Source organism: Actinotignum sp. usb-actsch-rep-73 (assembly GCF_059082735.1).
The window spans coordinates 1-1,092 of record NZ_JBHNPV010000041.1 but is presented as its reverse complement, the minus strand read 5'-3'; the positions used below and the strand labels follow the sequence as shown (position 1 = coordinate 1,092).

General features: G+C 58.3%; 2 protein-coding genes. Both read right to left on the bottom strand.

Annotation, left to right across the window (positions count from 1 at the left end; translation table 11 throughout):
* The coding region (locus AC5RE1_RS03080; RefSeq protein ID WP_493938329.1) for a ParB N-terminal domain-containing protein at positions 1–581 on the bottom strand (581 nt) is incomplete at its 3' end.
* Positions 553–1,092 (bottom strand): methionine adenosyltransferase domain-containing protein (locus tag AC5RE1_RS03075; protein ID WP_493938328.1); only part of this gene is annotated, 540 nt, incomplete at its 5' end. The genes AC5RE1_RS03080 and AC5RE1_RS03075, both read right to left, overlap by 29 nt.

Sequence of the window (1,092 nt, the reverse complement as noted above, 5' to 3'; positions counted from 1 at the left end):
GTCAACACAAGATTCGCACGTTTACCATCCATCAACAACTCGACGTCCTCGACGCTGGTGGCGTCGCCGCACACGAGTCGGTGACGGCCAAGCGTCCAGATATCCCCACGCTCCACGAACGCGGATGCTTCGAGTGCGGCGGTAAGGTCGAAGTCGTCGTCCTCAACCTCGTTCTCTTCCAAGGAGCCGATCAACTGCTGGATTTCGGCGTCGTCGAAACCGGTGAGTTCAGCATCGAAATCCGAAGCATCGAGGTCGGCGATGAGGAGGGCAAGTCTGTCGTTGTCCCATTCGCCGCTGATCTTGTTGAGCGCGATGTTGAGTGCTTTCTCGCGGGTCTCATCGAGCTCAACGACGATCACGTCCACGTCCGTGTGGCCGAGATCTTCGAGCACCTTCAAACGCTGGTGTCCACCGACGATGTTGCCAGTGGTGGAGTTCCAGATGACGGGTTCGACGTAGCCGAACTCGGTCAGGGATCGCTTGAGCTTCTCGTATTCGGGATCGCCGGGCTGGAGGTCTTTACGAGGGTTGTAGTCAGCGGGCTTGAGTTCACTGATGGGCATTGTTTTCATGAGCATGCTTCTTCACCGCCTTCTTTAATGCGTCGACGTGAGCGAACGAGTTCTCCCAGTGCAAACCGGCATGGCCGAAGTGTCCGTAGGTCGAGTAGCGGGTGTAGCCGGGTGCTCGCAACCCCAAAGCGTCAATGATCGCTCCTGGGCGTAGCGGAAACACCTCACGCGCAGCCTCGGTCAGGATCTTGTCGGAGTATTCACCACTGCCGAGCGTGTCGATGGTGAAGGCGACCGGATCAGCCTTCCCAATCGCATAGGAAATCGCGACCTGGCATTCCTGCGCAAGACCGGAGTCGACGATAGTCTTGGCTATCAGACGCGCCATATACGCACCCGAGCGGTCAACCTTGGACGCGTCCTTACCCGAGAACGCCCCACCACCATGTGGGGCGAGACCGCCGTAAGTGTCGACCATCAGCTTGCGACCAGTGAGCCCCGTGTCTGCCTTTGAACCACCCACCGTAAACAAGCCCGAGGGATTCACCAGAATCTCGGTGTCAGCGCTAATTGGCAG